Origin of the sequence: Aquimarina callyspongiae, assembly GCF_034322225.1 — a bacterium.
GTDB lineage: Bacteria > Bacteroidota > Bacteroidia > Flavobacteriales > Flavobacteriaceae > Aquimarina.
In genome coordinates this window covers 212,236-238,864 of sequence record NZ_JAXLPA010000005.1, presented here as the reverse complement: position 1 = coordinate 238,864, position 26,629 = coordinate 212,236, and the positions used below count along the sequence as shown (strand labels likewise).

25 protein-coding genes are annotated in these 26,629 nt (G+C 33.6%); 19 read left to right on the top strand and 6 right to left on the bottom strand.

Annotated features, from left to right (window positions below):
• Positions 1-35: 35 nt before the first annotated feature.
• From ilvN to U0D62_RS20645, 17 genes are all read left to right on the top strand, one after another.
• Positions 36-569 carry an acetolactate synthase small subunit gene (gene ilvN, locus U0D62_RS20725; RefSeq protein ID WP_322289263.1) on the top strand — a complete coding sequence of 178 codons (534 nt, stop codon included), beginning with the start codon at positions 36-38 and terminating at the stop codon, positions 567-569.
• Between the two features lie 97 nt (positions 570-666).
• Positions 667-2,172: a ketol-acid reductoisomerase gene (ilvC, locus tag U0D62_RS20720; RefSeq protein ID WP_322289262.1), complete on the top strand. Its 1,506-nt coding sequence runs from the start codon at positions 667-669 to the stop codon at positions 2,170-2,172.
• Between the two features lie 159 nt (positions 2,173-2,331).
• A complete protein-coding gene (gene ilvA, locus U0D62_RS20715; RefSeq protein WP_322289261.1) occupies positions 2,332-3,597 on the top strand; it encodes a threonine ammonia-lyase IlvA in 1,266 nt (421 codons plus the stop codon).
• 201 nt (positions 3,598-3,798) lie between these two features.
• The gene (locus U0D62_RS20710) at positions 3,799-4,353 is read left to right on the top strand and encodes a hypothetical protein (protein WP_322289260.1); all 555 of its coding nucleotides are present in this window, start codon (positions 3,799-3,801) and stop codon (positions 4,351-4,353) included.
• A gap of 416 nt (positions 4,354-4,769) precedes the next feature.
• A complete protein-coding gene (locus tag U0D62_RS20705) occupies positions 4,770-6,095 on the top strand; it encodes a glycosyl hydrolase family 18 protein (protein WP_322289259.1) in 1,326 nt (441 codons plus the stop codon).
• Between the two features lie 526 nt (positions 6,096-6,621).
• The gene (locus U0D62_RS20700) at positions 6,622-7,263 is read left to right on the top strand and encodes a GNAT family N-acetyltransferase (protein ID WP_322289258.1); all 642 of its coding nucleotides are present in this window, start codon (positions 6,622-6,624) and stop codon (positions 7,261-7,263) included.
• On the top strand, positions 7,251-8,441 hold the full coding sequence (locus tag U0D62_RS20695; protein ID WP_322289257.1) for an argininosuccinate synthase: 1,191 nt from the start codon (positions 7,251-7,253) through the stop codon (positions 8,439-8,441). Before U0D62_RS20700 ends, U0D62_RS20695 begins: the two co-directional genes overlap by 13 nt.
• On the top strand, positions 8,438-9,415 hold the full coding sequence (gene argC / locus U0D62_RS20690; protein ID WP_322289256.1) for an N-acetyl-gamma-glutamyl-phosphate reductase: 978 nt from the start codon (positions 8,438-8,440) through the stop codon (positions 9,413-9,415). The genes U0D62_RS20695 and argC overlap by 4 nt, the downstream gene beginning before the upstream one ends.
• Positions 9,416-9,545: 130 nt before the next feature.
• The gene (proC, locus tag U0D62_RS20685; RefSeq protein ID WP_322289255.1) at positions 9,546-10,340 is read left to right on the top strand and encodes a pyrroline-5-carboxylate reductase; all 795 of its coding nucleotides are present in this window, start codon (positions 9,546-9,548) and stop codon (positions 10,338-10,340) included.
• A 52-nt stretch (positions 10,341-10,392) separates the two neighbouring features.
• The gene (locus U0D62_RS20680; RefSeq protein ID WP_322289254.1) at positions 10,393-11,532 is read left to right on the top strand and encodes an aspartate aminotransferase family protein; all 1,140 of its coding nucleotides are present in this window, start codon (positions 10,393-10,395) and stop codon (positions 11,530-11,532) included.
• Positions 11,533-11,534: 2 nt separating this feature from the next.
• Complete coding sequence (locus U0D62_RS20675) at positions 11,535-12,731, top strand: glutamate-5-semialdehyde dehydrogenase (RefSeq protein ID WP_322289253.1); 1,197 nt, start codon at positions 11,535-11,537, stop codon at positions 12,729-12,731.
• On the top strand, positions 12,709-13,512 hold the full coding sequence (gene proB, locus U0D62_RS20670; RefSeq protein WP_322289252.1) for a glutamate 5-kinase: 804 nt from the start codon (positions 12,709-12,711) through the stop codon (positions 13,510-13,512). The genes U0D62_RS20675 and proB overlap by 23 nt, the downstream gene beginning before the upstream one ends.
• A 61-nt stretch (positions 13,513-13,573) precedes the next feature.
• Positions 13,574-14,524, top strand: a complete 951-nt coding sequence (locus U0D62_RS20665) for an N-acetylornithine carbamoyltransferase (RefSeq protein WP_322289251.1) — start codon at positions 13,574-13,576, stop codon at positions 14,522-14,524.
• Positions 14,525-14,760: 236 nt separating this feature from the next.
• Positions 14,761-15,543: an acetylglutamate kinase gene (gene argB / locus U0D62_RS20660; protein WP_322289250.1), complete on the top strand. Its 783-nt coding sequence runs from the start codon at positions 14,761-14,763 to the stop codon at positions 15,541-15,543.
• A gap of 2 nt (positions 15,544-15,545) precedes the next feature.
• Positions 15,546-16,610 carry a M20 family metallo-hydrolase gene (locus U0D62_RS20655; RefSeq protein WP_322289249.1) on the top strand — a complete coding sequence of 355 codons (1,065 nt, stop codon included), beginning with the start codon at positions 15,546-15,548 and terminating at the stop codon, positions 16,608-16,610.
• A 38-nt stretch (positions 16,611-16,648) separates the two neighbouring features.
• Complete coding sequence (argH, locus tag U0D62_RS20650) at positions 16,649-17,926, top strand: argininosuccinate lyase (protein ID WP_322289248.1); 1,278 nt, start codon at positions 16,649-16,651, stop codon at positions 17,924-17,926.
• 114 nt (positions 17,927-18,040) lie between these two features.
• A complete protein-coding gene (locus U0D62_RS20645) occupies positions 18,041-18,928 on the top strand; it encodes a carbohydrate kinase family protein (protein WP_322289247.1) in 888 nt (295 codons plus the stop codon).
• Here the strand turns inward: U0D62_RS20645 and U0D62_RS20640 are convergent, their stop codons facing one another.
• Entirely contained in the window at positions 18,929-19,285 is a 357-nt protein-coding gene (locus U0D62_RS20640) for a hypothetical protein (protein ID WP_322289246.1), read from the bottom strand.
• 204 nt (positions 19,286-19,489) lie between these two features.
• Here U0D62_RS20640 and acs point away from each other — a divergent pair, with 204 nt between their 5' ends.
• The gene (acs, locus tag U0D62_RS20635; RefSeq protein WP_322289245.1) at positions 19,490-21,397 is read left to right on the top strand and encodes an acetate--CoA ligase; all 1,908 of its coding nucleotides are present in this window, start codon (positions 19,490-19,492) and stop codon (positions 21,395-21,397) included.
• A gap of 29 nt (positions 21,398-21,426) precedes the next feature.
• Here acs and U0D62_RS20630 read toward each other — a convergent pair whose 3' ends face one another.
• Positions 21,427-22,116, bottom strand: coding sequence for a DUF4386 domain-containing protein (locus U0D62_RS20630; protein ID WP_322289244.1), 690 nt, complete (start codon positions 22,114-22,116; stop codon positions 21,427-21,429).
• A gap of 181 nt (positions 22,117-22,297) precedes the next feature.
• Positions 22,298-22,600, bottom strand: a complete 303-nt coding sequence (locus U0D62_RS20625; RefSeq protein WP_322289243.1) for a monooxygenase — start codon at positions 22,598-22,600, stop codon at positions 22,298-22,300.
• 112 nt (positions 22,601-22,712) lie between these two features.
• On the opposite strand from U0D62_RS20625, the gene U0D62_RS20620 reads away from it, so the two are divergent.
• The gene (locus U0D62_RS20620) at positions 22,713-23,072 is read left to right on the top strand and encodes a winged helix-turn-helix transcriptional regulator (RefSeq protein ID WP_322289242.1); all 360 of its coding nucleotides are present in this window, start codon (positions 22,713-22,715) and stop codon (positions 23,070-23,072) included.
• Between the two features lie 38 nt (positions 23,073-23,110).
• Here the strand turns inward: U0D62_RS20620 and U0D62_RS20615 are convergent, their stop codons facing one another.
• The 3 genes from U0D62_RS20615 to U0D62_RS20605 are packed head-to-tail and all read right to left on the bottom strand — an operon-like array spanning position 23,111 to position 26,611.
• The gene (locus tag U0D62_RS20615; RefSeq protein WP_322289241.1) at positions 23,111-24,652 is read right to left on the bottom strand and encodes an acyl-CoA carboxylase subunit beta; all 1,542 of its coding nucleotides are present in this window, start codon (positions 24,650-24,652) and stop codon (positions 23,111-23,113) included.
• 7 nt (positions 24,653-24,659) lie between these two features.
• A complete protein-coding gene (accC, locus tag U0D62_RS20610) occupies positions 24,660-26,102 on the bottom strand; it encodes an acetyl-CoA carboxylase biotin carboxylase subunit (RefSeq protein WP_322289240.1) in 1,443 nt (480 codons plus the stop codon).
• A 23-nt stretch (positions 26,103-26,125) separates the two neighbouring features.
• Positions 26,126-26,611, bottom strand: a complete 486-nt coding sequence (locus U0D62_RS20605) for an acyl-CoA carboxylase biotin carboxyl carrier protein subunit (RefSeq protein ID WP_322289239.1) — start codon at positions 26,609-26,611, stop codon at positions 26,126-26,128.
• Positions 26,612-26,629: the final 18 nt, after the last annotated feature.

Below are 26,629 nucleotides of genomic sequence, written 5' to 3'. Positions count from 1 at the left end.
TATGGTGAGAGCCAGAATCATATAATGAGTTAGTAATGAACAAAGAAAATTATACAATATCAGTATATACCGAAAACAATATCGGTTTATTGAATAGAATATCTGCGATATTCCTTAGAAGACACATTAACTTAGATAGTATGACCGCTTCGGCGTCAGAGATCAAAGATGTATTTCGTTTTACTATTGTAGTAAAAGTAACTGAAGAACAAGTAAAGAAAATCATTGGACAGATCGAAAAACAAATAGAAGTAATCAAAGCATTCTATCATAAAGATGAAGAAACTATTTACCAAGAAACAGCTTTGTTCAAGGTAGCTTCAAAATTGTTGTTTGAAGAACGCCAGATACAAAATGTAATAAAAAATAGTAATGCTAATATCGTCACTGTAACTCCAGAATATTTTGTTTTAGAGAAAACAGGAAGACGTAGAGAAGTAGAAGCTTTATACCATAAATTAGAACCATATGGTTTAATGCAGTTTGTACGTTCAGGACGCATCTCAGTAACAAAAGATAAAATGCATATTTCTAAAATACTAGAAAATTTTGCACCCGAAGCAGTATAAAACCTAAAAGTATCGATTTAGGTAAAAGCATCGAAAAAAATAAAATCAAAATTAAACCAAATTTCCAAACGGAAAAACATATCAAATTAATAAGGAAATGGCAAATTATTTTAATACGCTATCATTAAGAGACCAGCTTACACAATTAGGAAAGTGTAGATTTATGGAAGCTTCAGAATTTTCTGAAGGAGTAAAAGCCCTTGATGGAAAAAAAATCGTAATCGTCGGTTGTGGAGCTCAAGGCCTTAACCAAGGATTAAATATGAGAGATTCTGGACTGGATATTTCATATGCACTTAGAGCAGCTGCGATTGAAGAAAAAAGACAATCGTATAAAAATGCTACAGATAATGGTTTTAATACAGGAACTTATGAAGAATTAATACCAGAAGCTGATGTAGTGATTAACCTTACACCAGATAAGCAACATACTAAGGTAGTCAATGCAGTAATGCCTTTAATGAAAAAAGGAGCTACATTATCATATTCTCATGGATTTAATATTGTAGAAGAAGGAATGCAGGTTAGAGAAGACCTTACTGTAATTATGGTAGCACCCAAATGCCCAGGATCAGAAGTAAGAGAAGAGTATAAAAGGGGGTTTGGAGTACCTACATTAATTGCAGTGCATCCAGAAAATGATCCTCAAAAACATGGTTTGGATCAAGCAAAAGCTTATGCAGCAGGAACTGGAGGGCATAGAGCAGGAGTATTAGAATCTTCATTCGTCGCAGAGGTTAAATCTGATCTTATGGGAGAGCAAACTATTCTTTGTGGATTGCTACAAACAGGATCTATTCTTTGTTTTGATAAGATGGTAGAAAAAGGAATTGATCCAGGATATGCTTCAAAATTAATTCAGTATGGATGGGAAACTATTACAGAAGGAATGAAATATGGAGGAATCACTAATATGATGGATCGTCTATCTAATATTTCTAAAATAAAAGCTTTTGAATTATCTGAAGAATTAAAAGAAATTATGCGTCCATTGTTTCAAAAACATATGGATGATATTATGACTGGTCATTTTTCGAAAACTATGATGGAGGACTGGGCAAATGATGATAGAAACCTATTATCCTGGAGAGCGGCAACAGGAGAAACAGCTTTTGAAAAAACTCCAGCAGGAGGTGTAGAGATTTCAGAACAAGAGTTTTATGACAATGGAGTACTTATGGTTGCAATGGTTAGAGCAGGAGTAGAATTAGCTTTTGAAGCAATGACTGAATCAGGTATTATTGAAGAATCAGCTTACTATGAATCACTACATGAAACTCCTCTTATCGCAAATACTATTGCCCGTAAGAAATTATTTGAGATGAATCGTGTGATTTCTGATACAGCAGAATATGGTTGTTATTTATTTGACCACGCCTGCAAACCATTATTAACAGATTTTATGAAGAAAATCGATACTGATGTTATCGGAGAAGCTTATGATAATGGTAAAAATAATGGTGTAGATAATGCAAAGCTTATAGAAGTAAATACAGCATTAAGAAACCACCCTATTGAAGAAGTAGGTGCGAGATTAAGAGCATCTATGACAGCAATGAAACCTATAAATAGTACAATAATGGAACCTGTTTTGGTTTCGTAATCATTTTGTTTAACCGGGCCTGTTGAAGTTTTGAGATGTGTATTGTGTAATCTTTGGCAGGCTTTGGTTTTAATTCTTTTTTAGAAGCTTTAAATCTGGTATATACCTATTTGATTAGAGAATATATTGAAAGCTATAAAAAAGTAGAATTATTAATTTATGAATACTCTTACTACAACATATTTTCCTCTGTTAGAGGATATACAAAAAGCAGAAACTACTATAAAAGAAGTAGCAATGGTGACACCGTTGATGAATAGTATTCGTTATTCTCTAAAGTATGATGCTAATATCTTACTAAAAAGAGAAGATCTTCAACGTGTTCGATCTTATAAAATCCGAGGAGCATTTAATAAAATTAGCTCTCTTACAGAAGAACAATTGGCCAAAGGAGTTGTTTGTGCCAGTGCAGGAAATCATGCACAAGGAGTAGCTTTTGCCTGTAACCATTTAGGAATCAAAGGAACTATTTATATGCCTTCTGTAACTCCAAAACAAAAGGTAGAACAAACACAGATGTTTGGAGGAGATCAGGTAAAAATAGTTTTAGAAGGAGATACTTTTGACGACTCATCAAAAGCAGCAAAAAAAGCTTGTGAATTAGAAGGAAAGACTCTTGTACATCCATTTGACGATCCTAAAATTATAGAAGGTCAGGGAACAATAGGATTAGAAATATGTAAACAATCAGATGTTCCTATTGATTATGTATTTGTAGCTATCGGAGGAGGAGGGTTAGCTTCAGGATTATGCGGAGCATTCAAAGCATTGTCACCTGAAACAAAAATTATTGGTGTAGAACCTCAGGGAGCACCCTCAATGTTTACTTCGATACAAAATAATAAGAATACTAAAGTTTATGATATTGATAAATTTATTGATGGAGCTGCAGTACAAAAGGTAGGAGATTTAAATTTTGAAGTTTGTAAAGAACACCTTTCTGATATGTATACCGTACCAGAAGGGCAGGTTTGTCAAACTATTTTGGATTTATACAATAGAGATGCAATCGTAGTAGAACCAGCAGGAGCATTGACTTTAGCTGCATTAGAGTTTTATAAAGATAAAATCAAAGGTAAAAATGTAGTTTGTATAGTTGGCGGAAGTAATAATGATATTACTCGTACCGCAGAAATCAAAGAAAGAGCACTTTTATACGCAGATTTAAAACATTATTTTATAGTTAGATTTCCTCAAAGAGCTGGGGCTTTAAAGCAGTTTGTTGGAGAAGTATTAGGTCCAAATGATGATATCACCCATTTTGAATATTCTAAAAAGTCGAGTAGAGAAAATGGCCCAGCAGTTGTTGGAATAGAATTAAAAGACAAAAAAGATCTCGAACCTCTTATAGATAGAATGAAAGAGCTCAACTTTTTTGGAGATTACCTTAATAATAAGCCAGATCTATTTCAGTTTTTGGTATAAATCAAAACTTGAATAGTTGGCAAAACTTAGACTTCAATTTGTTAAATTCAATGGATTTTCAGCGGTAAAAAAATACTTCGCATAAGTATCTGGTAATCAGTTATTTATTTTTTTGCTTGGACTTTTTTCCATAAAAAATTGTTAAAATATGTTTTTTATCGATAGATTTACGCACTTAAACGATAAAAACCTAAATCTATTATGAAAAAACAATTATTTTTTATTGCATTTGCTTTATTAGGACTAACTGCTATGAACGCTCAGGTTAAACTTGGTTTTGGAGTTGGTTATGCAATACCGTCTGGAGATGTTGCAGATTTTACTGATGGTGGTCTTTCTGCACACGTAGAACTTGGATATGGAGTTACCGATAACATAGATGTCTCTTTTCTTTATACAGGAGATTTCTTAGTAGGATCTGATCTAACTGCTGGAGCGGTAACTGGATCTATCGGTAATGTAGCTGTTGGTACGTATATGATAAATGGTCGTTATTACTTTACTGAATCTGGTTTTAGACCTTATGGTAGTTTAGCAGTAGGTCTAGCATCCATTGGAGCAATCGAAATAGATGGAACCTCAGCTGAGTTGGCAGCAAGTACTTCTAATTTTGCCTTCCGTCCTGCTTTAGGATTCAAATACGGGGTACTTAATGTTAATGCTACGTACTTAAATGCAGGTAAAACAGGAGATGCTTCTGTAAGTGATATTGCATTTAATTTAGGATTATTATTTACTTTCGGTGGAGGAAAATAATAATTGACATACTACTAAAAGAATTAATTTAAAAGACGGTTTTATACCGTCTTTTTTGTTTTAATCTGTTTTTATAATATACATTGTATAAATCGACAATTTTTTATAGGATTTATAACGATTTTTATATGTAATATATAACCTTTAAGTTTATTCTATTCTCACTTAAAAGTTAGGATACTATTAGTTTTGATTGTTTTGTAGTAGAAGTAAGAATTACTTCATTTTAAAACTAGGATAAGTGGTTAAGACCAAAAGTCTTTGAAGAAATAATTTATAATTCTGACCGTTAGTTAGGTGATATTTCACAATCATTTTAAACTTAACTAATGAAACGAGTCATAACTAAATTTTTGAAACATATCAAGATAGTTTTGGCGAGTTCCATATGACCTCTAAAACAATCTTATACACAGATGAAAACAAAAATTACCTTACTACTATTAGTAGTTTTTACCTCTAAAAGCTTTTCTCAATTACCAAATCCGGGACTTGTCGGTTATTTTCATAATTGGGAAAATGCAAGTGCGCCCTATATAAACCTAAATCAAATAGATAATAGATATAATATTATCGAAATTGCTTTTGCAGAACCTAAACCAGGATCACATTCTGATATGCAATTCTCCCCAGCTTTACAAAGTCAGTCAGAGTTCATTTCACAAATTCAGGAATTACAAAACCAAGGAAAAAAAGTATTAATTAGTATTGGAGGAGCTAATGCAGAAGTTAGATTAACAAACGATACAGAGAAGAATGAATTTATTAACTCTATGAATTCTATAATAAGTACATACGGTTTTGATGGTATGGATATAGATTTAGAGGGAAGTTCTATCTCCATTAGTGGTGGAACAAATATTACTAACCCGACAGATACCGTAATCCTTAATATGATAGATGCTATAGAGCAGATTATGGCGGATTATCAAACTGCAAACGGAAAAAAACTATTGCTTACTATGGCACCTGAGACAGCATATGTTCAAGGAGGAATATCTGCTTTTGCAGGAATTTGGGGTGCATACTTACCTATAATTCATGCCTTACGAGATTCAATAGATATGCTTCAAGTGCAGTTATATAATACAGGAGGGCAAGTAGGTATCGATGGTAATTCGTATAATGCAGCAACAGGAGATTTTATTATTGCAATGACCGAAGCGTTAATACAAGGATTTAATACTTCAGGAGGGCAATTTAACGGACTTCCTGCCAGTAAATTAGCTGTAGGACTACCATCTTGTACATCTGCAGCTCCAGCTGGTGGATATATTAATCCAACAGATGTAAAAGAAGCAATGGATTATTTGATGGGCAATGGTTCAAAACCAGGAAATTATACATTAGCAAATGCTTCAGGGTATCCGGATTTAGGAGGAATGATGACTTGGTCAATCAACTGGGATGCGACCAGCGGATGTGCAGGAGCCTATGAATATGCTCAAAGTTTTGAAAATATTTTTGGAACCAGTCTAGGAGTAACCGATAATCATCTAGAAGATACTGGAGTTTTATTTCCTAACCCAACTCGAAACAACGTAACAATTGATTTAAAAAACTTTAATTATAATAATGCTACCATTAAGATTATTAACCTCAATGGGCAAGTGATCATGAATAATCAATATGTGAACGAATCTGATATAAATATAAATGTATCAAACCTTATTACAGGAGTTTATTTTGTTAAGGTAGAATCGGATAACAAATCAAATATATTCCGAATGGTGAAGGAGTAGATTTCATTATTGGTTTTTAAAACCAATATAATTTTCGAATAAATTATATTTTATCATACAATTAAAGAGTTGAATTATAATTAATTAAATAATTCAACTCTTTTTTTACATATTCCTAAAAATTATAAAGTTTATTATAATTGTATAAATAGTAAATTTATTTTTACGTAATATTGCACTATCTAGTTAACGAAAGGGGCTTCGGCCGACGATTTAGAGTTACTATTATGAAAACGGCAAATAACATATCAAGAGAAGTAAGAGTTCAATCATTGAACATATCAGGTAATACTACAATTCCTGTACGCCGCTTTCGTCGCCCCTTGGGGGTCTAATTCTATTTGAAGTAGGTGCGTCCTGCTTCCCCGGGAAACATTCAAACTCATTTTAGAAGTATCACAGAATCTTTATGATATAGTTTATATATCGTATGTATTCCTGTCATATCTCTGAATTCAGTTTTCGATATCACAAAATCAATTTCAATTTTTAAATATTACAACTTTTGGTAAGCGGAACTACGTTTATGGAAAAAGTACATCTCATAATAGCCAATAAGGATCATTTTGCATATGCTCAGGAAATATGTGAAGTAATATCAGATTCTGCCAAAATAAGAGGAACTGGTATTGCTAAGCGTACTCCAGAATATATACAAACCAAAATGCTAAACGGAAATGCAATCATCGCTTTATCCGGAAATCAATTTGCAGGATTCTGTTATATAGAGGTTTGGGGACATGAGAAATATGTGGCCCATTCTGGACTGATTGTACATCCAAGTTTTAGAAATAAAGGATTAGCCAAAAAAATAAAAGAGTTCACATTCAATTATTCTCTGAAGAAATATCCTACTTCAAAAGTATTTGGGATAACAACCGGATTAGCAGTAATGAAGATTAACTCTGATCTGGGCTATAAACCAGTTACATTTTCAGAACTCACAGATGACCCAAAATTTTGGGCTGGCTGTAAGACTTGTACCAATTACGACATTTTAACCTCAAAAGACCACAAAATGTGCCTTTGCACAGGAATGTTGTATGATCCTAGAAATATAGCTAAGAAAAAAGATAAATGGTACGATAAAAAAGTACTAAAAAGATTAAAAAAAATTAAGCAAACAATGCTAACAAACAATAAACAATTGTTGTTATGGAAAAAGTAGTAGTAGCCTATAGTGGAGGTTTAGATACCTCATATTGTGTAAAATATTTAATTCATGAAAAAAAACTTGAAGTTCATACCATTTTGGTAAATACGGGAGGTTTTTCTGAAGAAGAATTAGAACATACAGAAAAAAGAGCCTATGAGCTAGGAAGCTCTTCTCATGTAAATAAAACAATACTAAATGAATTCTACCAAAAAGCGATAAAATACTTGATTTTTGGGAACGTATTAAAAAACAATACATACCCACTTTCTGTAAGTGCCGAGCGAATTTTTCAGGCAATAGAAGTAATCAATTATGCAAAGAAAATTGGAGCAAAATATATAGCTCATGGTAGTACTGGAGCAGGAAATGATCAGATTAGATTCGATGTGATTTTCCAAACTTTAGCCCCAGAAATTGAAATTATTACTCCTATAAGAGATCTAAGACTTTCTCGTCAGGAAGAAGTAGAATACCTAATAAAACACGGAGTTAATTATAGCTGGGAGAAGGCTCAATATTCAATCAATAAAGGTATTTGGGGTACTAGTGTTGGAGGAAAAGAAACTTTAACCTCTCATCGTTCTTTACCCGATGCAGCATACCCAAGCCAATTAAATAAAATTCATGAAGAAACGATAACTCTAAACTTTAAGAAAGGAGAGTTGATCGGGTTAGATGGGGTTAATGATGATCCTGTAAAAAACATTCAAAAACTTAATGAGTTGGCAAGCACTTTTGCGATAGGTAGAGATATCCACGTAGGAGATACTATTATAGGTATTAAAGGAAGAGTTGGTTTTGAAGCTGCCGCACCTATTATTATTATAAAAGCACATCATCTCTTAGAAAAACATGTGTTAACCAAATGGCAGCAATACTGGAAAGAACAATTGGCCAATTGGTATGGAATGCTATTACACGAGAGCAATTATCTGGACCCAGTAATGAGAAATATAGAAGTATTCTTAGAAGATTCGCAGAAATCAGTTACCGGAAATGTAAAAGTAACACTGAAGCCATATCACTTTACTCTGGAAGGAATAGAATCTGATTATGATATGATGAAATCAGATTTCGGGCAGTATGGAGAGATGAATAATTCGTGGACATCTGAAGATGCAAAAGGTTTTATCAAGATCTATGGCAATGCCAATAAAATATATCATAACGTAAATCAGATAAAGCTATGATAAAAGTTGGAATCATTGGAGGATCAGGATATACAGCAGGAGAACTTTTACGTTTATTAGCGCATCATTCAGAAGTATTGTTAGATTTTGTCTTTAGTACTACTAATGCTGGATCTCCCATTTATAAACAACATCCAGATCTAATAGGAGAGATCGATCAAAACTTTACAGATACGATCAATCCTGATGTCGACGTATTATTTCTATGTCTGGGACATGGTCGATCAAGATCATTTTTAAAAGAAAATAGTTTTTCATCAAGAACAAAGGTGATTGATTTAGGAAACGATTTCAGGTTAAAAAAGGATAAAAGATATCTTAATAGAGATTTTGTTTATGGACTGCCCGAATTGCAAAGAGAAAATATCCAATCTGCAAAAAACATTGCAAATCCGGGGTGTTTTGCAACAGCAATTCAACTGGCTTTGTTGCCATTAGCTTTAAAAAATGAGATTGTTGATTCGATACATATCAATGCTACTACAGGAAGTACTGGAGCAGGAGTGATGCCTGGAGAAACAACGCATTTTAGTTGGAGAGATAATAATTTTTCAAGCTATAAAGTATTTACACATCAACATTTGGATGAAATAGAACAAAGCCTTAACCAATTACAAGAAGGTTTTAAAGCTCCTATATTCTTTATTCCCAATAGGGGTAATTTTAGTAAAGGAATCTATGCTACTGTATATACAAAGTTTGAAGGAGATGAGAGTGAGGTAATTAAGCTATATAAAGACTTTTACAAAGACGCAAAATTCACCATAGTTTCTGATGAAGAAATTCATTTAAAACAAGTAGTCAATACGAATAAGTGTATCCTTCATATTAGTAAAAAGAATGGGATGCTATTGATTACATCAGTAATTGATAATTTGATTAAAGGAGCATCAGGACAAGCAATTCATAATATGAACCTGATGTTTGGATTAGAAGAAAAAACAGGATTAGAATTAAAAGCAAGTGCCTTTTAGATTTTAATAAAAATAGAAAAAATCAACTGCCTCCGAGCAAGCTCACGAGGTATTCAGAGGAAAACAGTTTTACATTTCGAGGCAAGCCTCGGAGAATTAAACTCCACAATGTGGATTAAAACAAAATAAAATGAATAAAATAACAATCATAGGAGGAGGTAACCTTGGTAAATCTATTATATCTGGACTAGCAAGCAGTGATCTTTTTGAAGCCAAGAATATAACTGTAGTAGATAAATCCAAATACAACTTAAAAGAAGTAGAAGAAAAATTAGGAGTCTCTACATCTCAAAAAATTATAGAATCTATTAAGGGTGTAAAATGGATGATTTTATGTGTACAACCTAGACAATTAGATGCAGTACTTCAAGAGATAAAAAGTGTCCTTAGTAGTGATCAGATATTAATTTCTACCGTTACAGGAACTTCTATAGCAGAAATTAATGAGGTAGTTCCTAATAATAAAGTGGTTAGAGTAATGCCTAATACCGGAGCTTCTAAAAAAATATCGATGACTTGTATTTCAGCAAATGAAGATGTCAAAGAAGAATTAGAGATAGTAGAAAAAATGTTTAACACCATTGGTAAAACACTGATAATAGAAGAGCGATTAATGCAGGCAGCTACTGTTTTAGGAGCAAGTGGGATCGCTTTCTTCTTACGATTCTTAAGAGCTATGATCCAAGGAGGGATTCAGATGGGATTTCATCCTCATGAAGCTCAGATCATTGCCGTACAAACTGCAATTGGTGCTGCCACTCTCGTAGCAAAAAATGGAACACATCCAGAAAGAGAAATTGATAAAGTAACAACTCCACAAGGATGCACTATTGAAGGATTAAATGAAATGGAACATCAAGGGTTAAGCTCTTCTGTAATAAAAGGAGTAATGGCTTCTTATGAAAAGATAAATACAATTAAATAGCTCTTGCTAACCATTATGAAGAATTTTAAATGTGCAATTTTAAAGTAAAGAAATGAAACTATTTGATGTATACCCATTATATGATGTAGAGCCAATAAAAGCATTTGGTAGTACAGTAATAGATAAAAATGGAACAACGTATTTGGATTTGTATGGAGGACATGCAGTGATTTCTGTTGGCCATTCTCATCCTCATTATGTACAAAGATTAAAACAGCAAATAGAGAAGATAGGGTTTTACTCTAATGCTGTACAGAATAGCCTGCAAACTAAATTAGCAGAGAAGCTGGGTAAGCTATCTGGATATCCAGATTACCAGTTGTTTTTGTGCAACTCAGGAGCTGAAGCTAATGAAAATGCTTTAAAACTGGCTTCTTTTTCTACAGGAAAAACCCGAGTAGTAGCATTTTATAATGGATTTCATGGGAGAACATCTGCTGCCGTTGCCGTAACAGACAATAACAAGATCAATTCGCCTCTTAATAAACAGCAAGACGTCACTTTTTTGCCGTTAAACCAAATTGAGTTAGTACAAACTGAATTTGAAAAAGGTGACGTTTGCGCTGTGATTATAGAACCTATTCAAGGTGTAGGAGGACTTGATGAAGGTAGTACAACATTTTTTAAAACATTAGAGAAGTTATGTAATGAGTTTGGAGTGATTTTAATAATGGATGAGGTGCAATCCGGATACGGAAGAACGGGTAAGTTTTTTGCTCATCAATATCATGAGGTCACACCTGATATTATTTCGATTGCAAAAGGAATGGGTAATGGGTTTCCGATAGGAGGGATTCTAATAGCTCCCCACATAAAACCTAGTCATGGGATGCTAGGAACAACTTTTGGAGGAAATCATTTAGCCTGTGTAGCAGCACTAGCGGTTCTAGAAATTATAGAAACAGAAAATCTGTTAGATAAAGTAAAATCAACAGGAGATTATTTCTTATCACAAGCAATTCATCTTCCCGGAGTACAAAAGATAAAAGGTAAAGGCTTAATGTTAGGTTTGGAGTTTGATTTTGAAGTGAACCAGCTTCGTAAAAAACTGATTTATGATGAACATATTTTTACAGGAGGAGCAATGAATAAAAAATTGTTGAGGATACTACCTCCATTAAATATAGAAACCACTGCAATTGATCAATTTATAAAAGCATTACAAAATACCTTAATAACCGAAAAAGTATAATTATGAATATTGCTTTGAACATATCGCAGAGAAATTCTGTTTTACAGGAGATGATTAGTCTGATAGATCAAAATAGTAACGCTATTATAGAAGCTAATACAAAAGATCTTGAAGCATATTCTGGAAGTGAGAAGGCTATGTACGATCGTCTGAAAGTAGATGAGAGTAAAATAGAAAACATGATTAATTCTTTAGAAGAATTAGTAGCTCAGGAAGATCCAGTAGGAGTAGAACGATATAGTTTCTCTCATGATAACGGAATGCAGGTATATAATAAAACAACATCATTTGGAACTGTATTAATTATCTATGAGTCAAGACCAGATGTTACTGTTGAAGCAGCAGGTATAGCTTTTAAATCAGGAAATAAGATCTTACTTAAAGGAGGTAAAGAATCTCTTAATTCTAATCGGAAAATCGTAAAACTTTGGCATCAAGCACTTTTAAATAATGATATAACTAGTGATTGGATTGAATATCTAAATTATGATAGAAAAGAAACCCAATCTTTTTTAGAAAAGCCAACACAATCTGTAGATCTTATAGTACCAAGAGGAGGAGAGAAATTAATCGATTTTGTAAAAAAACATGCGACCTGCCCTGTAATTGTAAGTGGAAGAGGAAACAACTTTGTCTATGTACATAAAGAAGCAGACAAAGCATTAGCGTTAGACAATATTGTTAACGGTAAAACCCATAAGATTTCTGCGTGTAATGCTGTGGATAAAGTGCTAATTGATAAGAACCTTCAAAACAAAGAGAATTTTGTAAAAAACCTCATTGCAGCATTAAAAAGCTACAATGTAGAAATCATAGGAGATCATTCATTATCAAAATATGAAGAAGTAAAAACTATAACCAAAGACATTGTTTGGTATGAGGAGTTTCTAGACCATAAAATTGTGATAGGAGAGATTAATGGAGCTCAAGAAGCGATTTCAAAAATCAATCAATATAGCGGGGGACACTCTGCTGCAATCATTACCAAAAATGAAGTAGCAGCAAAAACTTTTATGGCCTCAGTTGATTGCGCTGCAGTATATCATAATGCATCAACTCGATTTACAGATGGTTTTCAGTTAGGATTAGGAGGAGAGTTAGCAATAAGTACAGATAAATTACATCAAAGAGGTCCAATAGGATTGCAACACTTGGTAACAAATAAATGGTATATACATGGAAGCGGGCAGATCAGATAAAAAGAGAATTATACTCAAGATAGGATCTAATGTCTTAACCAAAGAAACAGATCATATCTCTAGAGGTAAGATTGAAGATATAGGTCGGCAGATTGTGGCTCTACAAGATCAATACGAATTTGTTATAGTGAGTTCTGGAGCTATTGCTGTGGCAAAACAATTTGTGAGTTTAGAAAGTAACGGAAAAGAAATTACCGTAAAGCAAGCATTGGCATCTATTGGGCAACCACATCTTATGCGAATCTTTCAGGAGAGTTTCAGAGATTTAGGATTACTAACATCTCAATGTTTATTGTCGTATTCGGATTTTGAACAAAAGCAATCCAAAAAAAATATTGTGAACACCATTAATGTTTTAATAGCTAATAATTACATACCTATTATCAACGAAAATGATACTGTAGCTACAGATGAAATTCAGTTTGGTGATAATGATAAACTAGCAGCACTAACAGCTTCTTTGTTAGATGCAGACTTATTAGCAATTGCCACTAATACTGATGGGATTTGTACAGCAGAATCTGTAAAGAATCAAACATTTATTACGATCCCAGATGTTGATAATTTAAAAGAATTAGAGGATGAAATTGTCACTTCAGTTTCTACTCATGGTACTGGAGGAATGAAGTCCAAAATCGAAGCCGCAAAAATTGCACAGCAAGCAAACATAGAAACCTGGATTATAAACGGATTAAAAGATGATTTCTTAATAGATACTATCCTTGATAAAAATAGATTTACAAGAATAGGTTCTGAAAACAAAAGCTTGAGAGTAGTATAACAAAACAGAATAGAAGCTATAATTTTTGATAAAAAAAGAAAAACAAGAATAAACGGAGAGCATGAAAAATTACTTTTCTATACAAGATGTAGATAACCTAGATGATTGGGTGCAAGAAGCTATTAAACTGAAGAAAGAACCTTTGTCTGATAAAGAATTAGGGGTTGATAAAACAATCGGGTTATTATTTTTTAATCCTAGCCTTCGTACGCGGTTAAGTACACAAAAAGCAGCGTTAAATCTTGGTATGAATGTGATCGTTATGAATTTTACCGGAGAAGGCTGGTCTTTAGAGTATGACGATGGTACCGTAATGGATCAGGGAAACTCAGAGCATATTAAAGAAGCTGCACAAGTAGTTTCTCAATATTGCGATGTTTTGGCGATCAGATCTTTTGCAAAATTAGAAAACAAAGAAGAGGATTATAATGAAAAAGTACTTAAAAGTTTTATAAAATATGCAACCATTCCTGTTGTGAATATGGAGAGCGCTACAGGACATCCATTACAAGCATTAACCGATGCTATTACTATAACAGAGCATAAAAAAACAAATAAACCAAAAGTTGTACTATCGTGGGCATCGCATCCTAAAGCCTTACCACAGGCAGTTGCTAATTCTTTTGTAGAGATGATGCAACAAATGGATGCACATTTTGTAATTACCCATCCTGTGGGTTTTGAGTTAGCCAGTCAGATTACTAAAGAGGTGCCCATTGATTACAACCAGGAAAACGCTTTTAAAGATGCCGATTTTGTATATGTAAAAAACTGGAGTTCATACAATGATTATGGCAAGGTATTAAGCAATAATGATTGGAAAATTACTTCAGAAAAAATGAAACAAACTAATAATGCAAAATTTATGCATTGTTTACCAGTAAGAAGAAATGTAGTAGTAGATGATGCAGTAATTGATAGTGAAAACTCTATTGTTATTGAGCAAGCCAATAATAGAACATTTGCTGCACAGTTAGTACTTAAAAAGATACTTAAAAGAGAAGAAAAATGAAATCGACACGGTTTAAAAAATATTTAAACGCACAATGTAATGACTATTTTATTGATCAAAGATTTTATATGACTTCTAAAACGATAAAAATAAACAGATAAAACGATCATTAAGAAATTTAAAAATCACTTTAGAAAAGAAGATGTTTAAATTTCTTATTGAAAGAACGGAGTGGTTACACACGTTCTCAATTTTATAATTAACTTATTATTAATGGATTATTAAAATTTAAACGTGTGAAAAAGAGTAAACTGTTAGTAGCCAAAATAGGAGGTAATATCATTGAAGATGATAAAGCTTTAGCTTCTTTTTTAAAAGATTTTTCTAAAGTAGAGGAACCAAAAATTCTTGTTCATGGAGGAGGGAAATCAGCTACTGAACTAGCTTCCAGATTAGATGTTAAAACAGAAATGATTGACGGTAGAAGAATTACATCTGCAGAAAATCTGGATATCGTAATAAAAACATATGCAGGATTACTAAACAAAAAGATAGTAGCTGGATTGCAGAAATATAATTGTAATGCTTTGGGGTTAACAGGATCAGATGCGAATGTAATTTTAGCAGAGAAAAGACCAGCTCAGTTTATTGACTACGGATATGTAGGAGATGTAATCAAAGTTAATGCAGAAATCATTAATAAGTTTTTAGAAATAGGCATTACACCAGTTTTTTGTGCAGTAACCCACGACGGTAACGGTCAATTATTCAATACCAATGCAGATACAATAGCATCAGAAATTGCTTCAGCTATGGGAGTTCAATATGATGTATCTCTGTTTTATTGTTTTGAGTTAAAAGGAGTATTGGCCAATATAAAAGATAAAAACTCTGTGATCGAACATATTAACCTTGATAAATATTCAGAGTTAAGAAATGCAAATATAATTGCAGATGGGATGTTGCCAAAACTTCAAAACTGTTTTGACGCACTTCAAAGAAATGTTAGCAAGGTTCATATTGCTAATGCAGAATTTATAAGAGATAAAAAGATTAAACACACCACATTGAGTTTATAACAATGATAAAACAGTTAACAAACCAAGCCATAACTCTATTACATAAATTGATAGAAACCCCATCTTTTTCTTCAGAAGAAGAAGGAACTGCTTTACTCATTGAAGATTGGTTTAGGCACAACACTATTCCTTTTGAAAGAGAGAACAATAATATTTGGGCATATAACAAATATTATGATAAGAATAAACCAACCATTTTATTAAACTCTCATCATGATACCGTAAAACCTAATGGAAACTATACCAATGATCCATTTAAAGCATTTATAGAAGATGAGAAATTGTATGGTTTAGGAAGTAATGACGCTGGAGGGTGTTTAGTTTCTTTGATTACAACATTTACGTATTTCTATCAACGACAAGATCTAAATTATAATTTAGTCATAGCAGCTACTGCAGAAGAAGAAAGTAGCGGGCCATTAGGACTCAAGAGTATATTGAAATATTTTGAAAACGTTGAGTTTGCAATAGTAGGTGAGCCCACGTTAATGCAATTGGCTATCGCCGAAAAAGGGTTATTGGTATTAGACGTTTCTATACAAGGAACGGCAAGTCACGCCGCTCACCCGAATGGGGATAATTCTATATATAATACCCTAGAAGTAATCGAATGGTTTAGAGACTATGAATTCAAAAAAGATTCTGAAACACTGGGTAAAGTAAAAATGACGGTTACCCAGGTTAATGCAGGAACTCAACATAATGTAGTTCCTTCACACTGTGATTTGGTGATAGATGTTAGAGTGAATGATAAATATAAAAATGAAGAAGTTCTTGAAATTGTAAAACAGGCTTTGCGTCAAAAAGCAGAAATAAAGCCTAGATCTCTCCATTTAGGATCTTCATCAATACCCAAAGATCATTCTATTGTAAAATCAGGTATAGCATTGGGTAGAACGACTTATGGATCTCCTACATTATCTGATCAATCAGTATTAAGTTGTCCTTCTTTAAAACTAGGACCAGGAGATTCAACCAGATCTCACTCTGCAGATGAATTTATTTATGTAGAAGAAATCAAAGAAGGTATAGACTTATACATTCAGATTTTAGAAGGAATATTATAAAAGAGATATATAAAATAGAAGAAAGAAAAAATAAACAAATGAAACTTTGGGATAAAGGATTACCAACAGATCAAAAGATAGATATGTTTACCGTAGGTAACGATAGGCAGTTGGATATGGTAATTGCCAAATACGATGTAAAAGCTACTTTGGCACATGCCAAAATGCTACATAGTATACAATTACTTTCGGATCAGGATATTTATGATATAGAAGTAGAGTTAAATAATTTAGCTAAAGAAATAGAAGAAGGAACATTTGTGATCGAAGATCAATTTGAAGATGTACATTCCAAAATCGAGTTTGAACTCACAAAAAGAATAGGAGATGCTGGCAAGCGAATTCATACTGCCAGATCCAGAAATGATCAGGTTTTAGTAGCGATGCATCTCTATCTCAAAGATGAGTTAATACACGTTAAATCACAGATTAAAGAACTATCAGATACTCTCCTGCAGTTAGCAGAAAAGTATAAAGATATATTGTTACCAGGTTATACGCATCTTCAAATTGCTATGCCTTCATCTTTTGGTCTTTGGTTTTCAGCATATGCAGAAAGCTTTGTTGATGACTTGTACTTTATAAATGCAGCTTTAAAAGTAGTTGATCAAAATCCATTAGGCAGTGCTGCAGGTTACGGTAGTTCATTTCCAATAGATAGAGAGTTTACGACTAAGGAACTAGGATTTGAAACCTTAAAATACAATGTTGTAGCTGCACAAATGAGTAGAGGTAAATCCGAAAAATCTTCAGCTTTTGCAATGAGCAGTGTGGCAGGAACCTTGTCAAAAATGGCTATGGATGTATGTTTATATATGAGTCAGAATTTTGACTTTATGAGCATCCCTTCAGAGTTTACAACAGGATCTAGCATTATGCCACATAAAAAGAACCCGGATGTATTCGAATTGATTAGAGGTAAGTGCAATAAAATACAAGCATTGCCTTATGAATTAAATCTTTTGACCAATAATCTGCCAAGCGGATATCATAGAGATTTTCAATTGCTTAAAGAAGGAGTTATACCAGCAATACAAGACCTTAAAGCTTGTATAGAAATGGCAGTTTATGCTTTGAAAAATGTAAAAGTGAATGATAATATTTTAAGCGATAGTAGATATGATTACTTATTTAGTGTAGATACTTTAAATGAATTAGTAACACAAGGTATGTCATTTAGAGATGCATATATCAAAATTGGACAGGATATAGAAAACGGAAATTATAAACCAAAAAAGTACACTAATCACTCACATATAGGAAGTATCAATAACCTATGTCTTAAAAATATTGAAAAAAAGTTGAAGCAAATTTAATTGAGTGTAAGTTGAGTTAGTTTAATTTAAGAGCTTCAACATAGACCCTCAGAGGAGTAGTTAGCCTTTGAGGGTTGTTTTATAAAAAGTTATATTTATTCTAAAAAGTAACAAATGAAAATCACCTGTTTCGGAGAAGTATTATGGGATATATTCCCAAAGCATAAAAAAATAGGAGGCGCTCCATTAAATGTAGCTTTACGATTACATACTATGGGGATAACATCGTCTATTATTACAAGAATAGGTGAAGATGATCTAGGTACAGAGATTGTTACATACATCAAAGAACAAGGATTATCAATAGAAACGATACAAAAAGATAGTAGTTATACAACTGGAGAAGTTTTGGTAAGTTTAGATGATGAAGGAACGGCATCATATGAAATCAGTAAACCGGTAGCTTGGGATTTTATAGAAAGTACGGATCGGTCTATTAATGAAGTTAAAAGTGCTGATGCCATTATTTTTGGAAGTCTTGCAAGTAGAAACAAAATTTCGAAAAGCACATTGTTTAGGTTATTAGAAGTGTCTAAATTCAAGATTCTAGATGTAAATCTAAGACCACCACATTACGATTCACAATTACTTTTAGAACTAATGAATAAAGCAGATTTTATAAAGTTAAATGATGAAGAACTTGATGAAATTTGTGATTATTTTACAATTGCTAAAACAACTATAGAAGAACAAGTAAAAGCAATTTCAGGATATACTAAGACAGATCAGATTTGTATTACCAAAGGAGGAAAAGGTGCCACATTGTTTTATAAAAACATTTTCTATCATAATCAGGGTTACAAAGTAAAAGTGATAGATACTGTAGGAGCAGGAGATTCTTTTTTGGCCACTTTAACCTCGGGATTGCTTCAAAAAAAAGATCCACAAAATACCATTGATTATGCGTGTGCTGTTGGAGCAATGGTGGCGGGAAGTGCTGGAGCAAATCCTGTTTTTTCTGATAGTGAAATCAAAAGTTTTATGTTTTCTAATCAATCCTGATTAAGGAAGTAATGATTTTAAATCTCTAATAACGCTTAAGTTATGTCTTAAGTGAGCAAAAAGGATGAATAAGATAATAATGGCAACCGTAAACCCGATAAGTATTCCATTTTTGTTACTAGAGAATTTTTTAGAGGTCTTAATATATGCCTTAGATAATTTTTTGGTATACGTATTAACTAGGGCAAAAGCGGGAGCAAATATTAATACTATGATTAGCATATCGACCAAAACCAATAGATATCCTTGCACATCTATATGCTTTTTAACATATTTAATAATATACTCATTGATCAAAGCAGCGCAAAGTACAGCCACTGCATAGATGGCGTATTTGGTTGTTCGTCGATTACTCATAGCGTTAGGGCGAAATTTTTATATTGAACTCAATCTGACTCTTTATTTTAAACAAAAATTCTTTGTTTGAAATAAAACCTGAAAGAAATTCACGAAACAGTTTGTTTTAATTTAATTCAGGTAGCCAAGGTAAAATCTTATATTTGATATTCAAAGAAAAATAAAAGCACAAAACCTTAATAATATAAAACCACAATAGCCAAAATGAGTAATTATCACATAAAACATCTCGAAGAATATTTTCAGGTATATCGTAAATCTGTTCGTAATCCTGAAGTATTTTGGAGCGAAGTGGCCGAAGAACACTTTTTATGGCGTAAAAAATGGAACAGTGTATTAGACTGGGATTTTTCTAAACCCGAAGTAAAATGGTTTGATGGAGCCAAACTTAATATTACAGAGAACTGTATTGATCGTCATTTGCATGTAAGAGGAGATCAAACGGCTATTCTATTTGAACCTAATAACCCCGATGATGAAGCAGAGCATATTACATACAAACAATTACATGAACGTGTATGTAGATTTGCAAATGTGTTAAAAAATAACGGGATCAAAAAAGGAGATCGGGTATGTATCTATCTACCAATGATTCCAGAACTGGCGATATCGGTTTTAGCCTGCGCCAGAATAGGAGCAATACACTCTGTTGTATTTGCAGGATTTTCATCCACTGCCTTAGCAACAAGAATTAATGATTGCGAAGCTAAAATGGTTATTACATCAGATGGCTCGTATAGAGGTGCAAAAACTATTGACCTAAAAAGCATTGTGGATGAAGCTTTAGAGCAATGCCCAGGTATAGAAACAGTACTGGTAGCTAAGCGCATCAATTCTGATGTAAAGATGAAACTTGATAGAGATCAGTGGTTACAACCACTGTTAGATAAAGCTGATATTAACTGCGAACCTGAAATTATGGATGCAGAAGATCCTTTATTTATTCTATATACCTCTGGTTCTACCGGAACACCAAAAGGGATGATGCATACTACAGCTGGTTATATGGTATATACTGCCTATACATTTAAGAATGTATTTCAATACCAGCAGGATGATATCTATTGGTGTACAGCTGATATAGGGTGGATTACAGGGCATTCATATATCGTATATGGACCTTTAGCAAATGGAGCTACTACAGTGATGTTTGAAGGAGTACCATCGTATCCTGATTTTGGACGATTTTGGGATATCGTAGAAAAACATAAGATCACACAATTTTATACAGCGCCTACGGCTATTAGAGCATTAGCAAAAGAAAATCTGGATTATGTTACCAATCGAGATTTATCGAGCTTAAAAGTATTAGGAACTGTAGGAGAACCTATTAATGAAGAAGCTTGGCACTGGTATAATGATCATGTAGGTGAAAAGAAATGCCCGATAGTAGATACCTGGTGGCAAACTGAAACTGGTGGAATATTGATTTCTCCTATACCTTTTGCTACACCAACTAAACCCACATATGCTACCTTGCCAATGCCAGGCATACAACCAGCACTAATGGATGAAAACGGTAAGGAGATACATGGGAATCAGGTAGAAGGTAGGTTATGTATCAAGTATCCATGGCCTTCTATGGCCCGTACTATTTGGGGGAATCATCAACGTTACCGTGATACATATTTTTCTGCTTTTGAAAATAAATATTTCACGGGCGATGGAGCATTACGTGATGAGGTAGGGTATTATAGAATTACCGGTAGAGTAGATGATGTAATTATTGTATCCGGTCACAACTTAGGTACTGCTCCAATTGAAGATGCGATCAACGAACATCCGGCAGTGGCAGAATCTGCAATCGTAGGATTCCCTCATGAGATTAAAGGAAACGCATTATACGGATATGTAATTCTTAAGGAAACCGGAGAATCAAGAGATCGAGATAACCTTAGTAAAGAAGTTAATCAACAGATTACAGATAAGATCGGACCGATAGCAAAACTTGATAAAATACAGTTTGTACCTGGACTACCCAAAACTCGAAGTGGTAAAATTATGCGACGTATTTTAAGAAAAATAGCATCAAAAGATACCGGTAATTTAGGTGATACCAGTACATTATTGAATCCTGAAGTAGTGCAACATATTATGGATGAAGCACTATAATTTCATTATAAAAGAAATATAAGAATAAATTAATTTGGGGGTTGGTTTCTGACCCCCATAATTAATAACCATAAACAAAAAGATATTTCTGCTATATCTGCTGGAATAGTGATATTCTGTAAAAAAACTGATTCTGTATTTGGGAAAAGAAAATAGACTCCAAAATTTATCAGATCTACAATACACCCCAACATCAATAACACTCCTATGATTCTAGGAACAAGACGTGATTTATAAATCATATAGCCTAAAGGTAATAGATACATCCCATAAAATATTTGGTTTACAAAATACCCTTCAGTATGAATATTTAAAAAGAAGGTAGATAATACCTGTAATTGATCATTTCTAAATGCTTCACTATAGCTAGGATCAGTTAATAGCATAAGTGCAGAGTACTGATTTAACATGTTTTGACAATACATTGCTACCGAAATAACCACACATAATAACATGAATAGAGAAATATTCTTGCTCACGGATTTAAAAATGAGATAGAGAACATACGTATAAAAAAAGAACGTGGTTGACATTAATAAATCACTCACAAATCCTAAGCGAAAAAGCCATTCATTGTCAATTATATTTTGTGTTGTGGCAGCAAGGTCATTAGATACGAAAAGCTTCTGTCTAACAAAAAATTCTGCAAATACTCCAGCGATAACGAGGATTAAAAAGAGTGCTCCTGCGAGTCTCCCCATTTTTTTATTTGAATACATTTTTTCGAGTTTTGATATGATAGAAACTCGACGAACTAATGAATGAATTGTTACAATGGGTATTGAATATGAATGAATTTTCCCTAATAAATATCTAACAAAACAGAGTTTAATTAGATCTCTTATTTTTAAAATAAAACCTCAAAACTTCTGAAAATCTTGAGGTTTTTTGGTAATAGAATTAAATAGGACCTTTATCTATTGTCGAAAGTTCTTTATTTACTTCAAAAACGCGACCTCTTATAGCTTTATAACCCCATTTTGTTAATCTTTCGGTATGTTTTAGTAGATAGTTTTCAGCATTTGATCTTGTGTCAAATAAATAAACTCCTCCTGCAGTTTGATCTAATTTGTTCTCGGTCCATATTTTCCAAATACAACCAGGTTCACTCATTATACTTTCTGCAAGCTCAGACATTTGACTTGCCATCTCATCTCCCCAAACATCTTGATGAGGAAAATCTACATACATAATTACTGACATAATATTTATTTTAATTTGTTCTCACAAAGGTATATTGAGAGTTATATATTTGTAGTATTAGTTTCTTTGAGTATACTAGTATACTTAAAGAAACTATAAAGTAGAATTTAACATGGAAAAAGATGAAGAAATCGTTCTGTCAAGACAATGCATAGAACAAATATTAGCTATAAAAGACACTATGGAACTGATATCAGGTAAATGGAAAATACTGATAATAGGTATCTTGTTATTAAACGGGACGATGCGTTTTATGAAACTTAAAAAAGCTTTGAATGGAATTACTTCTAAAAAGTTGTCTAGCGATTTACAATATTTGGAAATGAACCGGTTAATTACGCGAACCGTTGTAAATTCAAAACCCATCACAGTAGAATATGCACTTACATCTCACGGTAGAACGTTAGATAATTTAATAGCAGAATTGATTGATTTGGGATTAAATCATCGACAAGAAATCATAAAAAAATAAAACCCCAAAGGTTTTCAATGTCTTTGGGGTCTTGTAAATTATAATGGAATGTTTCCGTGTTTTCGTTTTGGTCGATCCACATGTTTGTTCTCCAACATACTAAAAGCTTTGATTAGCTTTCTTCTGGTATTCTCTGGTAAGATTACCTCATCAATAAAGCCTCGTTGTGCTGCACGGTAAGGATTTGCAAATTTATCTGCATATTCAGCTTCTTTTTCAGCAAGTTTAGCAGCAGGATCATCAGAAGCGAGTATCTCTCTTCTAAAGATAATTTCACTGGCACCTTTGGCTCCCATCACAGCAATTTCTGCTGTAGGCCAGGCAAAGTTCATATCTGCACCAATATGTTTAGAGTTCATAACATCATAGGCACCCCCATATGCTTTACGAGTAATAACAGTAACTTTAGGTACTGTGGCTTCACTTAAGGCATATAATAGTTTTGCTCCGTGAACAATGATTCCATTCCATTCTTGATCCGTACCTGGCAAGAATCCAGGAACGTCTACAAGAACAAGTAATGGAATATTAAAGCAATCGCAGAACCGAGTAAAACGAGCAGCTTTTTTTGAACTATTCACATCCAAAACACCAGCCAAAAACATAGGTTGGTTAGCAACAATACCTACACTTTGACCTCCTAATCTGGCAAATCCTACGATAATATTTTCTGCATAATCTTTATGAATTTCATAAAAAGAATCTTCATCAATAATCCCGTCAATAACCTCGTGCATATCATAAGGTTTATTAGGATTATCCGGAACGATGTTTGTCAATACTTCTCTTACTTCATCAGTCAAAGTATATTCAAGTGCGCCGGGAGTTTCTATATTACTTTGTGGTAAATAACTCAATAATTTCTTAACGTCTTCAAGACACTCAACATCATTGGCTGAGGTCACGTGTGCTACCCCAGATTTAGTAGAATGTGTACTGGCTCCACCTAATTCTTCAGAAGTGACTTCTTCGTTAGTAACCGTTTTAACCACATTTGGACCAGTTACAAACATGTAACTAGTATCTTCTACCATAAGAGTAAAATCAGTCATTGCAGGTGAGTATACAGCACCACCAGCACAAGGTCCCATAATTGCAGAAATCTGTGGTATAACTCCAGATGCTTGTACATTGCGATAAAAAATATCTGCATATCCACCTAATGATCTCACACCTTCCTGTATACGAGCTCCACCAGAATCATTTAAACCGATTATTGGTGCTCCCATTTTAACAGCCATATCCATGATTTTACAGATCTTTTCTGCGTGTGTTTCGGATAAAGAACCGCCAAATACAGTAAAATCCTGGGCATATACATATATAAGCCTACCATTTACTGTTCCATAACCGGTAACGACTCCATCACCAGAAAATATTTGTTTGTCCATACCAAAATCAGTGGTACGATGCGTTACCAGAATACCTATTTCTTCAAAGGAACCTTCATCCATTAAATATTCAATACGCTCACGCGCAGTTAATTTTTTCTTAGCGTGTTGCGCTTCAATACGTTTTTCACCTCCGCCTAACTTAGCTTGTTGAACTTTTTCCTGTAATGTTTTTATTTTAGAATCCATAAAATGATTAATGTATTGGGAGTCTTACAATTTTTTGATCGTCCAGGTATTGTTTCATAGCAATCATAGCGGCTATTTTTGCTTCCTGAGTAGTGGCTGCTTCAATCTTTTCTGTTGCATAGTATTTCTTAACAAAATGCGTATCAAAATTCCCGGATCTGAAAGCTTCGTGTTCGCATACAAATTTTCCAAAAGGAAGCGTAGTAGAAACACCTTCTACTTTGTACTCACTGATGGCTTTAAGCATTATTTGAATCGCTTCTTCTCTTGTTTTACCATAGGTGATAAGTTTAGCCAACATTGGATCGTAATAGATCGGGATATCCATTCCTTCTTTAAAACCATTATCTACTCGAATACCTTCTCCTACTGGAATTTGGTATGCATCAAGATGACCAACACTTGGTAAAAAATCATTCAATGGGTCTTCTGCATACACACGAAGCTCTAATGCGTGCCCTTCAATATTTAGATTTTCTTGTTGTATTGAAAGTTTTTCTCCTCTGGCTACTTTAATTTGTTGTTCTACAAGATCAACTCCAGTAATTAATTCTGTTACTGGGTGTTCTACTTGTAAACGTGTATTCATTTCAAGGAAATAAAAATTATGTTTTTCATCCAGAAGAAATTCAACTGTTCCAGCACCTACATAATCACAGGCTTTTGCCACTTTTACGGCAGCTTCTCCCATCTCATGACGTAGTTCTGGTGTTAATACTGCAGAAGGAGCTTCTTCCACCACCTTTTGATGTCTACGTTGTACACTACATTCTCTTTCAAATAAATGAATCACATTACCGTGACTATCTGCCATGACTTGTATCTCAATGTGTCTTGGCGAGGCTACGTATTTTTCAATAAATACAGATCCATCTCCAAAAGCCGAAGTGGCTTCACTAATAGCTCGTTGCATTTGAGATTCGAGATCACTTTCTTTTTCTACAACACGCATTCCTTTTCCACCTCCACCAGCAGATGCCTTAATTAGGATAGGAAAACCAATATCGTTAGCAATTCCAATGGCTTTATCAACATCTGTAATGGCTTCATCGATTCCAGGTACCATGGGTATGTCATATGCTTTTACTGCTTCTTTAGCAGCTAGCTTACTCCCCATAACTTTAATAGCTTTGGATTTTGGGCCTATAAAAATTAAATCATTCTGTTCAACTTCTTCAGCAAAATCGGCATTTTCACTAAGAAACCCATAACCAGGATGTATAGCATCAACATCTAGTTGTTTGGCTACTTTGATAATCTTTGAACCTAATAAATACGATTGATTGGATGGAGCTTCTCCTATGCAAACGGCTTCATCTGCAAATTGCACGTGAGGAGCATTTCTATCTACTGTAGAATATATGGCTACAGTTTTAATACCCATTTTTTTGGCGGTAGTCATTACTCTAATGGCTATTTCGCCTCTATTGGCTACTAATATTTTTTTCATAATACAGTGATTAACTGATGAGCTTAAGCAAATTCGATTAATAATTGTCCTTTATCCACAGCTTCTCCTTTTGAAGCAGAAATAGATTTGATGACGCCATCTCTAGGCGATACAATGACATTTTCCATTTTCATAGCTTCAAGAATTAGTAAAGGATCATTTTCTTTTACTTCTTGATCTTCTCCAACCATAATATCTAATAATAATCCTGGCATAGGAGCTTTTACAGAATTTACTTGCTTGGAGGCTCCTAAGGAGAATCCCATTTCTTTGATTTGAGCATCCAATTCATCAGCGATAGCAACTTGATAAGTACTATCGTTTACGTTTACTGTATATTTTTTTGAATTGAAATCGGCTTCTGAAATTTGAGTATGATAAGACGTGTTGTCTTCAAGGATATGATATTGAGATACCTCGGTACCAGGTATAACATCGATATTCAAAATATCCTCTTTGGTAAATTCAAACTCCAAGGTATCATTTACCCGAACTTTGTAAGTCCCCATATATTGTTTACGTATTGT